General features: G+C 63.2%; 12 protein-coding genes. 8 read left to right on the forward strand and 4 right to left on the reverse strand.

Annotated elements, in window-relative coordinates; genetic code table 11:
- Positions 1 to 190: 190 nt before the first annotated feature.
- Positions 191 to 1,639, reverse strand: coding sequence for a TAXI family TRAP transporter solute-binding subunit (locus tag F758_RS0129070; RefSeq protein WP_024511191.1), 1,449 nt, complete (start codon positions 1,637 to 1,639; stop codon positions 191 to 193).
- 221 nt (positions 1,640 to 1,860) lie between these two features.
- On the opposite strand from F758_RS0129070, the gene F758_RS0129075 reads away from it, so the two are divergent.
- Both F758_RS0129075 and F758_RS0129085 read left to right on the forward strand, forming a co-directional pair.
- Positions 1,861 to 2,163, forward strand: a complete 303-nt coding sequence (locus tag F758_RS0129075; RefSeq protein WP_024511192.1) for a 4a-hydroxytetrahydrobiopterin dehydratase — start codon at positions 1,861 to 1,863, stop codon at positions 2,161 to 2,163.
- A 278-nt stretch (positions 2,164 to 2,441) separates the two neighbouring features.
- Positions 2,442 to 2,816: a YkvA family protein gene (locus tag F758_RS0129085; protein WP_024511194.1), complete on the forward strand. Its 375-nt coding sequence runs from the start codon at positions 2,442 to 2,444 to the stop codon at positions 2,814 to 2,816.
- 58 nt (positions 2,817 to 2,874) lie between these two features.
- Here the strand turns inward: F758_RS0129085 and F758_RS0129090 are convergent, their stop codons facing one another.
- From F758_RS0129090 to F758_RS0129105, 3 genes are all read right to left on the reverse strand, one after another.
- Entirely contained in the window at positions 2,875 to 4,083 is a 1,209-nt protein-coding gene (locus tag F758_RS0129090; RefSeq protein ID WP_024511195.1) for a TAXI family TRAP transporter solute-binding subunit, read from the reverse strand.
- A 21-nt stretch (positions 4,084 to 4,104) separates the two neighbouring features.
- On the reverse strand, positions 4,105 to 5,046 hold the full coding sequence (locus F758_RS0129095) for a hypothetical protein (RefSeq protein ID WP_035723418.1): 942 nt from the start codon (positions 5,044 to 5,046) through the stop codon (positions 4,105 to 4,107).
- Positions 5,047 to 5,604: 558 nt separating this feature from the next.
- Entirely contained in the window at positions 5,605 to 6,579 is a 975-nt protein-coding gene (locus F758_RS0129105; protein ID WP_024511197.1) for an NADPH:quinone oxidoreductase family protein, read from the reverse strand.
- A gap of 144 nt (positions 6,580 to 6,723) precedes the next feature.
- Between F758_RS0129105 and F758_RS0129110 the strand changes: the two genes are divergently transcribed.
- The 6 genes from F758_RS0129110 to argG all read left to right on the forward strand — a co-directional run bounded on the left by F758_RS0129110 (position 6,724) and on the right by argG (position 12,618).
- Positions 6,724 to 7,560 carry an SDR family oxidoreductase gene (locus F758_RS0129110; protein WP_024511198.1) on the forward strand — a complete coding sequence of 279 codons (837 nt, stop codon included), beginning with the start codon at positions 6,724 to 6,726 and terminating at the stop codon, positions 7,558 to 7,560.
- Between the two features lie 117 nt (positions 7,561 to 7,677).
- A complete protein-coding gene (locus F758_RS0129115) occupies positions 7,678 to 8,289 on the forward strand; it encodes an invasion associated locus B family protein (protein ID WP_024511199.1) in 612 nt (203 codons plus the stop codon).
- A gap of 71 nt (positions 8,290 to 8,360) precedes the next feature.
- A complete protein-coding gene (gene rlmN / locus F758_RS0129120; RefSeq protein WP_051387064.1) occupies positions 8,361 to 9,578 on the forward strand; it encodes a dual-specificity RNA methyltransferase RlmN in 1,218 nt (405 codons plus the stop codon).
- A gap of 160 nt (positions 9,579 to 9,738) precedes the next feature.
- On the forward strand, positions 9,739 to 10,263 hold the full coding sequence (locus F758_RS0129125; protein ID WP_024511201.1) for a hypothetical protein: 525 nt from the start codon (positions 9,739 to 9,741) through the stop codon (positions 10,261 to 10,263).
- Positions 10,264 to 10,391: 128 nt separating this feature from the next.
- Positions 10,392 to 11,168 carry a phosphatase PAP2 family protein gene (locus tag F758_RS0129130; RefSeq protein WP_024511202.1) on the forward strand — a complete coding sequence of 259 codons (777 nt, stop codon included), beginning with the start codon at positions 10,392 to 10,394 and terminating at the stop codon, positions 11,166 to 11,168.
- 112 nt (positions 11,169 to 11,280) lie between these two features.
- The gene (argG, locus tag F758_RS0129135) at positions 11,281 to 12,618 is read left to right on the forward strand and encodes an argininosuccinate synthase (RefSeq protein WP_024511203.1); all 1,338 of its coding nucleotides are present in this window, start codon (positions 11,281 to 11,283) and stop codon (positions 12,616 to 12,618) included.
- The last annotated feature ends 38 nt before the right edge of the window (positions 12,619 to 12,656 follow it).

Raw genomic sequence — 12,656 nt, forward strand, 5'->3', positions numbered from 1 at the left:
TGAGTCTGCTTCGACGCGCGACCTAGGCTCCGTCATTCCGGGGCGATGCGTCAGCATCGAACCCGGAATCTCGAGATTCTCAGGTGCGCAATTGCGCATCATAGTTCGCCTCTTCGAGGCGCCCCGGAATGACGCGCCGCGCTTCACGGAAAGACGCTAACCGCTATAGGAAAAATCTATGACGGCCGGATTAAAGCGTCCCCATGGCGCGGAACTGCGCCCCGGCGCGCTGCAGGTTTTGCGGCATGGTCGCGATCAGGAGCTTGCGGTCGGCGATCGCGCGGTGAAATTGTTCGAGCACGATGTTGAAGGCGACCAGCGCGCCTTGCTCGATCGCGCCGTCCTCGAAGCAACGCAGCGTGTCGCGCAGGATCGTGTCCGCTTCGCTCTGGAGCTGATCGAGCTCCTCCACTGAATCGCTGCGCCTGGCCTGCGCGATCATCTCGAGCAGGCGCTCGCGCAAATGGCTGTTGGTGTTGCGCTCGTCGCGTTTCAGATAGCCCGCGAACCAGGCCCCCAGCGAGCCCGTCGCCGACAGCGCCATCAGGGCCCACCAGATGTAATCGCTGTATTTGTCGAGGAAGGTCTTCTCCTCGCCGTCGACATAGGCGGCCGCGCCGGGATGCGCGGGGATGACGGCGTCCTTGTCGGTATCGGGGGTCTCGATCTTGGCCGCGAGCGGAAACTCCGCCATCAATTGCTGCCGCGCCGCGAATAATTGCCGCGTGAGTGCCGCCACCGTGGTGTCCGAGAGGCCCTTCCGGGCGACGATGTGGTGGTTGAAGCTGATGGTCTTCACCTCATCGTCGGGGCGATCGGGCGAGCCGCTGAAGGCGCCCGCGGGAATATCCGCCGCGTCGTAGGCAGGATGGTTCTGGGCAATCGCGTCCGCCAGATCGATGGCGAGGAAGGTCGGCTCGCCGCTTTCCTTGGCGGATGCGGCGATCGCCTCCGCCGTGATCTTGCTGTTGACCGGGCCCGCCGCGAGGTAGGCGTCCGCCTTTTGATTGCGGATGGCCTCCGCTACTTCCGTGGTCGGAAACTGCACGATTTCCACCTTGCCGGGATCGACGCCGTACTGCTGCAGGATCACCTTGAGCAGATTCACGTTGGCCTCGGTGCGGCCAACGACGCCGATGCGATGGCCGGCGAGCTGGGCGATCTTGGTGATCTTCGCGCCCGACTTCTTCTTGCCCTTGGCCGCCGGTACCCAGATCACGACAACGTTCTTGCGCAGGGTCGCCACCGCCTGCGCGTTCTTAGGGACATCGAGATCGCCCCGAATGATCGCGAGGTCGACGTTGCCTTTCGACAGCGCCTCCGCGCTGGCCACGGCCCCGTCGGTCTGAACGAGCTTCAGACGCACATAGCCGTGTGTCTGCGCAAACGTTTGCGTCAGCGTTTGCACAACCTTGACGTCATCGCTGTTGGCGGGGCCCACGGCGATCTTCAGGAGCACCGGCCGCATCGCAAAGTAATAGCCGCCGGCAACCGTGCCGATCAGCGCGAGCACCAGCGCGATCGCGACCAACAGCGTTTGCTGTCCCGGCGAGCGCGGCGGGGCTGGGGCCGGTGGAGCGGCTGGATCGAGGCCTCCGGTCATGGATCTCGCAAATAAGCGTTTGAGGCTCAACTTCATGGCGCCGGCGCAGTTTGCAGCATTGTAGCAAAATCCTTGGACCCGAAGGGTTACAACTGCGTCATGGTTAGCGGATCCGGCGGGCAGCTCGCGGCATTACAGCATGATCGGGGAAAGCGGATGCCGCTGTCCGAAAAGATTATGCCTAATCAAGGGCCTAGCGGGCGAGCTACGCAGCCTCGCGCGGTGAAGCAAAGTTCCGGCCAAGACGGGAGACGATCATGGTGAACCGACTGACGGCAGAAGCGCGCAAATCGGAGCTCAAGGGCCTGCCCGGCTGGGCGGAGGTTCAGGGCCGGGAGGCGATCACGCGGACCTTCGTGTTCAAGGACTTCAACGAGGCGTTCGGCTTCATGGCCCGTGCGGCGTTGGTCGCCGAAAAACACGACCATCACCCCGAATGGCGCAACGTCTACAAGACCGTGGAGGTGGTGCTGTCCACCCATGATGCCGGCGGCGTCACCGAGCGCGACATCAAGCTCGCCAAGGCGATGAACGCCATTGCCGGTCAGTTTGGCGTTTGAACCCGGCAAGGCACAAGGCTTGCGGTGGCGCTAGCCAGTGCCCAGTTGCTGGAGCTAGGATCGGACTACATTCGAAAACGGGCCTACGTTCGTCTCGTCACCCCTGAGGCGCTCGTCAAGGGAGCGCTGCTCTGTTGGCGGGCCTCGAAGGGCGAGGGCCCGGCTCTCGTTGCGGGGACGTTCATCCTTCGAGGCCGCCGCTTTGCGGCTGCGCCTGAAGGATGACGGTTCGAAATGGTGTCTCAGAACGATCCAGAGGCTTGAGGGGAGTTTTGGCAATGGCGTCAGACTATTCAGTGGGCTTTGAGCCGGCCGATCGGCTGGCTGAAGACCGCGAGAGCGTGCGCCGGCGGTTCTGGGGCAAGTTCAAGCGCGTGATGGCGACGCTTCCGTTCGCGGAGGATCTGTTGGCCGCCTATTACTGCGCGTTCGACAAGGAGACGCCGCGGCATGTCCAGGTCGCGCTGTTAGGGGCGATCGCCTATTTCATCCTGCCGTTCGATTTCATTCCAGACATGATGCCGGTCCTCGGCTTCACCGACGATGCCGCCATTCTCGCCACCGCAATCCGCCTGGTTGCCGCTCACATCACGCCGGAGCATCGCGAGGCCGCGCGTGCGGCGCTGAAGCGGGGCATCGACAGCGAAAGTTGAGAAGGCCGGAGCGCAGCTTCCGCCGCCGCTCCGCCTCTTTTGCCTCGGATGGAGACAGCTAGTTGCGCTGGCGCCTGATCGGCTTATCGGCAACCGGCGCCTGGGCCCTTGCATTCTCCTTCTCGGCCTGGTCGGCCTGCCAGGCCTGGAACTGCTTGAACAGGGCTTCCTTATCGGACTCCGACTGGATGCCCTTTGCAGCCGCGGGATTCTGCTGCAGGAAGGTCTCGAACCGATTGCGCATGGCCTGATCGATGCCGTGGGCTTCCAGCCATTGCTGCGCGGCCGGCAGGCGCTGCCAGCCCGGCAGCGGGGCTGCCAGCGAAGTCTCCTTCCATTTCGGATGGAACGGAGGATGTTGGAAGGTCGGGAATTTCGTGAAGAACGCGTCCACGAACAGCGCGAGCTTGCGATAACGTTCGGTGTTGGACGGCCAATTATAGGCGGCAAGCACCGCCGGCACTGCAATAGTGTCCACCGTTTCGCCGTCGGCGATCAGATTGGGATAGTCCTTCGAGGTCATGCGCGCCGGCAGGTAGTCGCCCTGCAGCGGCCTGTCGTAGTCGACCGTGGCGAGGTGAAAACGGCCATCGTTGTTGAAGGTGCTGACAGACTTGTAGGGCTTGCCGCCGACGACGATCACCGCGTCAACTTCGCCCTTCTTCAGTTTCTCCATCGCGATGCGCTGCTCGATATAGACGAAATTCGCCTTGAGCCCGAGCCGCTCGAACACGGTCAGTGCTGTGACGAAGGTGCCCCCATTGGGCAGATCGACGCTGACCGTCTTGCCCTCGAGATCCTTCAGATTGCGGACCGATTTCGGCGCAATGACCTGCATCTCTTCGTTGTAGAGCTTGGTCACGTAAGTGAATTGCCGCTTGATGTCTTTCGCAAAGCCCTTGCGCTCGAGATAATCGAGCGTGTCAGCGCGCACGATGCCGAGATCGACGCCCTGCAGGAACAGAATGTCGGCGACGCTCTGCACCGAGCCGCGGCCGACGATGGGGAGCACGCGCAGCTTGTTGCCGTCGTCCAGCACGGAGGCGAGGTCGGCGCCGAACTGGACATAGGTGCCGCCGATCGTGCCGGTGATCAGCGTCACCGTGTTGGCGTTGAGCGCCTGCTTGGTCTGCGCCGAACCGAATTGAAAGATGGCCCTGAGGCTGTCGCTGACCTTGGCCGGATCATACTCGGTCTCTTCGGCGCGCGCGGCGAGGCCGCACACCATCGCGATGGCAACGATGGCCAGTCCAAAAATCTTACGCATGTTGTCCCCTGAATGTGAAAGCTAATTGGCAGGTAGTTGCGCCAGGCGCTGTCGGGCCTCGGCGGAGCCGAACTGGGCGGCCTTCTGGTACCAGGCGCGCGCCTTGTCCGGCTCCGGCGTGATGTTGCGGACGTCGGAGGGACCAAGCACAGCCGGGTCGTAGGTCCGGGCCAGCATCAGCGCGGCCTCAGCGTTCTGCGCTTCGGCGGCGCGTTCGAGCAGCAGCCGCGCTGCGGGAACGTCGCCCATTGCCAGGAAATCCTTGGCGCGCTTCATCAGCGTGGCAAGTTCTGCGCCGTCGATCCGCTTCGGCTGCGGCGCCGGGGCGGGCTCGGCAACCGGCGGCGCGACAGCAACCTGCGGCGCTACGGCGGCAGCCGGTGCCGCAGCGGCAGGCGGCGTCACGACAGGGACAGGCGGCGTCGCAGCGGCAGGTGCTGCGCTTCGCAGGGCTGCCTGATAGGCAGTTGAAATCTCCTCACGCGATGGTGCCGTTGCAGTCGCCACCACCCTGGGCCCGGGGGCCGGCGCCGGCGCGGTCATACGCGTGGGATCCTTCAACTGCAGGTCGACAGCGGTGAGCTGACCACCCTCCGTGTTTGCAGCGGCGGTCGGCGATACTGCGGCGGAAATGGAAGCCTTTGCGTTGACGATGATGTCGCGCGTGGCATCGGAGGAGAACCAGGTGAACAACGCGGCCGCACCTGAGGCCGCAACGACCAGCAAGAGTATCTTTGATGTGACGGAGGCGAGCCCTCGCTTGCGCGGTGGGGCGACGAATTCGTGCGGCTCTGGTTCGCCGTCGGGATCGGACAGGAACAATGGGACCGACTGATCCGGCGTGTAGTCGTTTCTCGCGGATCGCCCGAACCTGTAAGCCGCTGGTTGAGAGTTGGTTAAGTCTTCGTCAAACCCATCGACATCGTGATCGTATGAACGAAACCGCGTCCTTGGCTCTACCATGGTGATGCTTCCCCACTACTGCAACGCAACAGTCGGGGCAGCCTTGGCCAATGTCCCTGCTATTCATTGTTATTGTCCAGATGCCGCCCCGCTACTGGAACTGCGGTAATCCGCCGTCTGAATCAGCCCAAAAGACGGCTCAGCCAGGCACGAATGGGGAGATTTTTTGGATTCATTGAGGCAGAGGAGAGCAGTTCACAATGAAATTGTGGGCATCATCTTCTTCGAATTCGCTGCATCGCAGATCATCCGGCGCAGCGTCCGGCGTACCTGGTCACGGTCGGCCTCAGCGGAAAAATCCACGTGTTGTCAATCACATTTGCAGCTTCAGCGGGGATCGTTTGCCTCCGCTTTGTCGCGCCAGCCAGGGGCTGAGCGCTCACATCGGACGCAGCGCGGGGGCGGTTCTGCGTGTGGCAAAATTATGGCGAAACGGCGGATATGATCCTGGGGCGAAACTTCTGCGCGGTGGGCCGTTATGGTTAATGCCTGGTTTGCGATGCCCGCCCACGCGCACCCGCAGCCGCCGTTTTTTTGCGGTGCGCGCGGGCCTCGCTGTCACGGATGCAGGATCACCTTGCCCATGGCCTTGCGGCCCGCGAGCACCTTGAGCGCGTCGGCGGTTTGCGACAGCGGGAACGTCCGATCGACATGCGAGGAGATCTTGCCGTCCGCCGTCCACTGCACGAGCTTTTCCAGATTGGCGCGGTTCTTTGCGGGATTGAGGCGCGCCCAATTGCCCCAGAACACGCCGCGGATGTCGCAGCCTTTGAGCAGCGCGAGGTTGAGCGGCATCTTCGGAATGTCGCCGGCCGCAAAGCCGATCACCAAGAAGCGGCCTTCCCAGGCGATCGAACGCAACGCGGCTTCGGCATAGTTGCCGCCGACCGGATCGAAGATGATGTCGGCGCCCTTGCCGTCAGTGAGGCGTCGCAAGCCCTCCTTGAGGTCCTCCTTGGCATAATTCAGCGTCAGCTCGGCGCCATGCGCCTTGGCGAATTCGAGCTTTTCCTCCGAGGACGCGCAGGCGATCACCCTCAGCCCCATCAGCTTGCCGAGCTCGCAAGCGGCAAGGCCGGTGCCGCCCGCAGCGCCCAACACCGCGAGCGTCTCGCCGTTCTTGGGACTCGCGCGATCCTCCAGCGCATGCAGCGCGGTGCCGTAGATAATGATGATGCCGGCGGCGCGGTCGAAATCCAGATTGTCGGGAATCTTCACAATGGAGGCGGCTGGCAGCGCGATCTTCTCGCGCGCGCCATTATGACCGCAGGAGGCGATGACACGGTCGCCGACCCTGAGGTCGGTGACGCCTGCCCCGACGCTCTCAATCACGCCGGCGACCTCGGCCGCCGGCGAGAACGGAAATGGCGGTTTGATCTGGTATTTGCCTTGGATCATCAGGAGATCGAAGAAGTTCAGCGCCGCGGCCTTTATCGCGATCACGGCCTGCCCGGCCTCCGCGACGGGATCGGGCACATCGGCCAGCAAGAGATCGTCGGGTTGGCAATATTGCGAGCAGAGAATGGCTTTCATGGATACACCTGAGTTTCGGACGCGGAATTTGTCGCGCCAACTTGTCATTGCGGGTGACGCGAAGCAATCCATCGCCGCGTCAAACATTCTGGATCATCATGTCGCTGGCGCTCGTCGCAACGACGTCTCACGAGGGATCGAACAATGTTTGAAAAAGGTCTGCTGAAACAGAAGCGCATCCTGATCACCGGCGGCGGCACTGGACTTGGCGCCGTGATGGCACGTCGGTTTCTGGAGCTCGGGGCTGAGCTCGTCATCTGCGGTCGCAGGCAGGACGTGTTGGAGACGACGGCAGCCGAGATGCGCGCCGCGTGCGGCGGCAAGGTCACCGCGATTGCCTGCGATATCCGCGACGGTGGTGCGGTTGAGGCGATGATGGACCAGCTCTGGCGCGAGGCTCCGCTGGATGTCTTGGTCAACAACGCCGCCGCAACGTTCATTGCGCAGACCGAGCGGCTGTCGTTCCGCGCGGCGGACGCAATCCTGGCGCCGACACTGCATGGCGCGCTCTATTGCACCATTGCCGCCGGCAGACGCTGGATCGAAGGTCGGCACAAGGGCGTGGTGCTGTCGATCCTTTCAACATCGACCATCACCGGCCGCGCCTTCACCGTGCCCTCGGCGATGGCGAAATCCGCGCTGCTGGCGATGACCAAGAGCCTTGCCGTCGAGTGGGGGCCGAAGGGCATTCGCACTGTCGCCATTGCGCCGGGCAGTTTCCCGACGCGGGGTGCCTCGGGGCAGCTTCGCCCCGAAGGCCGCGAGGAGGGCGCTGCGCGCAATCCGCTGGGGCGTGTCGGCGAGCATCGCGAGCTGGCCGACCTCGCGAGTTTTCTGATCTGCGATGCCGCGAGCTACACCAACGGCGAAATGGTGGTGCAGGACGGCGGCGCCCATCTGCGTTCGTCGGGCGCGGAGGATCTGTTGCAATGGAGTGAGGCGCAATGGGAAACTTTGCGCGCCTCACGGGCGAAGAGCTGACCGGCAACAATCTCTGGCTGCCTTCCCAAGACTCGTGTTCCCGGCTATGGCTTTGCCCGGCGAAGCATCGATCACCGGGCCATCTTCCAGTCACAATATTGGGGGAACCAACCGCTCATGTCGTTTCGGCGGGCGCTGACAATTCTGATCATCAATGCATTGGCGTGCGGGGTGGCTCACCTCGCGCAGGCGCAATCCGCGTCCTCGCCAAAGCAGGCAAAAGCCGCCGCCAAGCCGGCGCCAGCGGCTGCCAAGCCATCGGCCGCGGCCACAGGCGGTGCCGAGCCGACCCTGATCGGCCAGTTCGGTACCTGGGGAGCTTACACAGCCATGCCGAACGGCAAGAAGGTGTGCTTCGCGCTGGCCAAGCCGACCTCGTCGAAAACCATTCCGCCGAATCGGCCGCGTGATCCGGCCTATGCCTTCGTGTCCACGCGTCCGGCGGAAAAGGTCTTCAACGAGGTCTCGATCATGATCGGCTATGCGCTCAAGCCGGGCTCCGAATCGACATTGCAAGTCGGCGGCGCGACCTATGCGATGTACACGCAAGGAGACGGGCTCTGGATCAAGAACGCCGCCGAGGAAGAGCGCATGGTGGACGCGATGCGCCGCGCTTCCGACGTTGTGGTCAAGGGCGTCTCGGCCAAAGGCACCGAGACGGTCGATACATTCTCGCTGAAAGGCCTGTCGCAGGCGCTCGACAGGATCGCGCAGGACTGCAAGCGCTAACTCATTTTTTCGGCACTAAACCAATTCATGGCGACTTTCCAGCAAGCGCGGGACGCCTTATCTAATCGGTCATGATCAGCACCATCACCAACGCGATTGCGGCCGGTTCCGCGGCGCCCTTGCCCTTGGAAAAAGTCCCGCTGGAGGCCTATGTGCCGCCGGCGAAGCCGTCGTTGATCGGCCTGTCGCGGTCTGAGCTTTCCGAGCGGCTCGGCGAGATCGGGGTTGCACCCGCCCAGCGCAAGATGCGGGTGCAGCAGCTCTGGCACTGGATCTATTTCCGCGGCGCCAAGAGCTTTGACGAGATGACCTCGATCTCCAAGGACACGCGCGCCGAACTCGCGAAGCATTTCACCGTGGACCGGCCGGAAGTCGTCGCCGAGCAGATCTCCAACGACGGCACCCGCAAATGGCTGTTGCGGCTCCCTTCCGGCGATAAGGTCGAGAAGCCGCATGAAGTCGAGTGCGTCTATATCCCGGAGACCGACCGTGGCACGCTCTGCGTCTCCTCCCAGGTCGGCTGCACGTTGAATTGCGCGTTCTGCCACACCGGCACGCAGCGCCTGGTGCGCAACCTGACGGCCGGCGAGATCGTCGGTCAGGTGATGGTCGCGCGCGATCGTCTCAACGACTGGGAGAATCGCGAGAGCGGCCGGCTCGTCACCAACATCGTGATGATGGGCATGGGCGAGCCGCTCTATAATTTCGAGGCGGTGCGCGACGCGCTTTTGATCGTCGCCGACAACGAGGGCATCGGCATCTCGCGCCGGCGCATCACCCTGTCGACCTCGGGCGTGGTGCCCAATATCATCCGCGCCGGCGAGGAGATCGGCGTCATGCTGGCGATCTCGCTCCACGCGGTGCGCAATGAGCTGCGCGACGTGCTGGTGCCGTTGAACCGCAAATATCCGATTGAGGAATTGCTGCAGGCCTGCCGCGATTATCCCGGCGCCTCCAACGCGCGGCGTATCACCTTCGAATATGTGATGCTCAAGGGCGTCAACGATTCGCTCGACGACGCCAAGCTGCTGGTCAAGCTGCTCAAGGGCATTCCGGCCAAGATCAACCTGATTCCTTTCAATCCATGGCCCGGCACGGCCTATGAATGTTCGGACTGGGACCAGATCGAAAAGTTCTCCGAATACATCTTCAACGCCGGCTATTCCTCGCCGGTACGCACGCCGCGCGGCCGCGACATTCTCGCCGCCTGCGGCCAATTGAAATCCGAGACTGAAAAACTCTCCGCACGCGAGCGCCAGGCACTGCGTGCCATGGCCATGACGGACTAGTCGTTGTGCGTTCGGTATCCGCACTCGTCATTGCGAGCCAACGGGTCCGCGCAAGGCGCGGGCCGATGACAGGCTCCGCGAAGCAATCCAGTTCCTTAAGCAAGATTCTGGATTGCTTCGTCGCTCGCGCTCCTCGCAATGACGGAAATGGCGTTTTCTCATGGCGCTGATCGGCCGACTTGTCCTCGTCTTCTTCGGCTTTCTCGCCGCCTGTCTGGCGGCGGGGATCATCATTATTGGCGCGCTGTTGTTTCCGGAGTTCAGCGAGCTCGGCACTGGCCCGGTCGATGAGGGCGTGTTCGACATTCTGCTCGGATTCGGTTTTGTCGTCATTTCCGGCTTCGCGCTGATACCGGCGATGGTGATCGTGGCGATCACCGAGGCCTTCTATATCCGCAACGTGCTGACCTACGCGATCGGTGGCGGCTTGGTCGGGCTCATCTTTTATCTGGGCCTGGTTCCTTTCGACACCGAGACCATGCGCTTCGAGGGCATTGTGCGGCGGCACCTGGAGATCATGACCGGCGCCGGCATCGTCGCGGGACTGGTCTATTGGATGATCGCCGGCCGCACCGCCGGCGCCTGGCGTGTGCCGCCGCGCAAGCTCAATCCGCCCCCGCCGCTGCCCTCGGCATCGCGGCCGCCGCCGTCACCGGAGCCTCCGCAGGCGCCGCCGCCAAAGTGAGTGTCATTCCGGGGCGCCTCGAAAGAGGCGAACCCGGAATCTCGAGATTCCGGGTTCGATGCTGACGCATCGCCCCGGAATGACAACAGGGGTTTTCAGGCTCCGATGCCTCCGCTAAACCGCGCGCCATGAACCGGACCGGACTCTTCATCGCGCTGTCGCTGGCGGTCGTCATCGGCATTGTGTTCGGGCTCTATCCCGAACTCGACCTCAAGCTGGCGGCACTGTTTTATGATCCGCAGTCGCGAGCGTTTCCGTTGAAGCAGGATTCGCTCGCTGCCTTCGCCCGCAATGCGGCGATGTGGATCGCCTGGGGCCTCGCCATGCCGGCGATCGCGGCGCTGGTCATCAAGCTGGTGCGGCCGGACCGGCCGCTTCTGATGTCGGGCCGTGCCGTTGTTTTCCTCCTGCTCACGCTGACGCTGTCGGCGGGCGTGCTCACCAATTTCACCTTCAAAGCCTTTTGGGGGCGGCCACGTCCCGTCGTGGTGAGCGAGTTCAACGGCGAACTGCCGTTCGTCGCCTGGTGGGATCCGCGCGGCGGCTGCGGCCATAATTGCTCGTTCTTCTCCGGCGAGGGTGCGACCGCCTTTTGGACCTACGCCCCGGCAGCCCTTGTCCCGCCGGCCTGGCGGCCGCTCGCCTATGCCGCCGCTACCGCCTTCGGCTTGACCACGAGCGTGCTGCGCATGGCCTTTGGTGGTCATTTCTTCACCGACGTCGCCGCCGCGGGCCTCGTGAGCTTTCTCGTGATCTGGCTCGCCCACGGCTACATTTACCGCTGGCCGCGCACCCGGCTGTCGGACGAGGGGGTCGATGCCGCGCTGACGCGCTTCGCCTGGCCCGGCTATCGCTTCCGCCGGCGGCTCTTGGGTCGTGAAACAGGCCCCGCGTCATCGGCGTGAGCGAGTCGGGTCGCGCCAGCCACCATTAAGCAGGTGCCCGCGGCTGTGAAATTTGATATGCGCGCACCCAAGTCACCAACGACATCAGCCATTTCGAGCGATTGGAAGCTCTATGAGCACGATTTTGAAGAGCCTGCCCAAAGGGGAAAAAGTCGGCATCGCTTTCTCGGGCGGTCTCGACACCAGCGCGGCGCTGCTGTGGATGAAGCAAAAGGGCGCGCGTGTCTTCGCCTATACCGCCAATCTCGGCCAGCCTGACGAGGCCGACTACAACGAAATTCCGCGAAAGGCCGAAGCCTTCGGCGCCGAAAAAGCTCGTCTCGTGGATTGCCGCACGCAGTTGGTGCATGAAGGTATCGCCGCCATCCAGTCCGGCGCCTTCCACATCTCAACCGGTGGTGCGACGTACTTCAACACCACACCTCTGGGGCGCGCCGTAACCGGCACGATGCTGGTCGCGGCCATGAAGGAGGACGGCGTCAACATCTGGGGTGACGGCTCCACGTTCAAAGGCAATGACATCGAGCGGTTCTATCGCTACGGCCTGCTGACCAATCCGAGCCTGAAGATCTACAAGCCCTGGCTCGACCAGCAGTTCATCGACGAACTGGGCGGCCGCGCGGAAATGTCGGCGTTCCTGACTGCGAACGGCTTCGACTACAAGATGAGCGCCGAAAAGGCCTATTCGACCGACAGCAATATCCTCGGCGCAACACACGAGGCGAAGGATCTTGAGCGCCTGGATACTGGCATCCAGATCGTCAGCCCCATCATGGGCGTGCCGTTCTGGCGCGACGACTGTGCCGTCAAGGCGGAGAAGGTTGCCGTGCGCTTTGTGGAGGGCCAGCCCGTCGCATTGAACGGCCGGACCTTCGCCGATCCGGTCGCGCTCTTCCTCGAAGCCAATGCCATCGGCGGACGACATGGTCTTGGCATGAGTGACCAGATCGAGAACCGGATCATCGAGGCAAAGAGCCGTGGTATTTACGAGGCTCCCGGCATGGCACTCTTGCACATCGCCTACGAACGCCTGATCACCGGCATCCACAACCAGGACACTATCGAGCAGTACCGGATCAGCGGCCTGCGCCTTGGTCGATTGCTCTACCAGGGCCGGTGGTTCGATTCTCAAGCCCTCATGCTGCGCGAAACCGCCCAGCGTTGGGTGGCGCGCGCAGTGACCGGTGAGGTGACGCTGGAGCTGCGCCGCGGCAACGACTACTCGATCCTGAACACCGAGAGCCCGAACCTGACCTATCAGCCGGAGCGGCTGAGTATGGAGAAGGTGGAAGACGCCGCGTTCACGCCGGCGGACCGCATCGGCCAGCTCACGATGCGTAACCTCGACATCGCCGATACGCGCGCCAAGCTCGATATCTACGCCGGCACAGGCTTGCTATCGATCGGGGAGGGCTCCGACATCCTCAGGCTCGACAGCGAGAAGGGCTGAATGCGCGTGGCGGGAAACCGCCTTCCCACGTCGTCCCG

Origin of the sequence: Bradyrhizobium sp. ARR65 (assembly GCF_000472385.1) — a bacterium.
Taxonomy (GTDB): Bacteria; Pseudomonadota; Alphaproteobacteria; order Rhizobiales; family Xanthobacteraceae; genus Bradyrhizobium.

Coding starts and splice junctions, on each gene's coding strand:
- F758_RS0129070 (WP_024511191.1), bottom strand. CDS start 1,639: ATGAAGTTGAGCCTCAAACGCTTATTTGCGAGATCCATGACCGGAGGC.
- F758_RS0129075 (WP_024511192.1), top strand. CDS start 1,861: ATGGTGAACCGACTGACGGCAGAAGCGCGCAAATCGGAGCTCAAGGGC.
- F758_RS0129085 (WP_024511194.1), top strand. CDS start 2,442: ATGGCGTCAGACTATTCAGTGGGCTTTGAGCCGGCCGATCGGCTGGCT.
- F758_RS0129090 (WP_024511195.1), bottom strand. CDS start 4,083: ATGCGTAAGATTTTTGGACTGGCCATCGTTGCCATCGCGATGGTGTGC.
- F758_RS0129095 (WP_035723418.1), bottom strand. CDS start 5,046: ATGGTAGAGCCAAGGACGCGGTTTCGTTCATACGATCACGATGTCGAT.
- F758_RS0129105 (WP_024511197.1), bottom strand. CDS start 6,579: ATGAAAGCCATTCTCTGCTCGCAATATTGCCAACCCGACGATCTCTTG.
- F758_RS0129110 (WP_024511198.1), top strand. CDS start 6,724: ATGTTTGAAAAAGGTCTGCTGAAACAGAAGCGCATCCTGATCACCGGC.
- F758_RS0129115 (WP_024511199.1), top strand. CDS start 7,678: ATGTCGTTTCGGCGGGCGCTGACAATTCTGATCATCAATGCATTGGCG.
- rlmN (WP_051387064.1), top strand. CDS start 8,361: ATGATCAGCACCATCACCAACGCGATTGCGGCCGGTTCCGCGGCGCCC.
- F758_RS0129125 (WP_024511201.1), top strand. CDS start 9,739: ATGGCGCTGATCGGCCGACTTGTCCTCGTCTTCTTCGGCTTTCTCGCC.
- F758_RS0129130 (WP_024511202.1), top strand. CDS start 10,392: ATGAACCGGACCGGACTCTTCATCGCGCTGTCGCTGGCGGTCGTCATC.
- argG (WP_024511203.1), top strand. CDS start 11,281: ATGAGCACGATTTTGAAGAGCCTGCCCAAAGGGGAAAAAGTCGGCATC.